The 536-nt window shown below is 67.0% G+C and carries 1 protein-coding gene; it reads left to right on the forward strand.

Going from position 1 to position 536, the window contains the following annotated elements; all coding sequences use genetic code 11:
- On the forward strand, positions 1 to 536 hold a 536-nt coding region (locus AZG88_RS28485; protein WP_231914241.1), incomplete at both ends, for a pyruvate kinase.

Here is a 536-nt window from a genome sequence, read left to right on the forward strand (position 1 = left end):
CGACGCACGAAGATCGTATGCACACTTGGACCTGCTACCGCCACCGGTGACCGTATTCGCGAGCTCGTCGAAAGCGGTATGGACGTGGCGCGGCTGAATTTCAGCCACGGCGAACACGCCGACCACGAGGAGAACTACAAACGCGTCCGGGCCGCCTCGGACGCGACGGGGAAGGCGGTCGGTGTCCTCGCCGACCTCCAGGGCCCGAAGATCCGGCTCGGCCGGTTCGCCGAGGGTCGCACCACGTGGGCCAACGGTGAGGAAGTGCGGATCACCGTCGACGAGGTCGACGGCACCCACGATCGGGTGTCGACCACGTACAAGCAGCTCGCCGAGGACGCCAAGCCCGGCGACCGTCTGCTCGTCGACGACGGCAAGGTCGGTCTCGTCGTCTCCGGTGTGGAGGGCAACGACGTGATCTGCCGGGTCACCGAGGGTGGCCCGGTCAGCAACAACAAGGGTGTGTCCCTGCCGGGGATGAACGTGTCGGTCCCGGCGCTGTCGGAGAAGGACATCGCCGACCTCGAGTTCGCGCT

It is taken from the genome of Rhodococcus sp. LB1 (assembly GCF_001583455.1).
GTDB classification, from domain to species: Bacteria; Actinomycetota; Actinomycetes; order Mycobacteriales; family Mycobacteriaceae; genus Rhodococcus_F; species Rhodococcus_F opacus.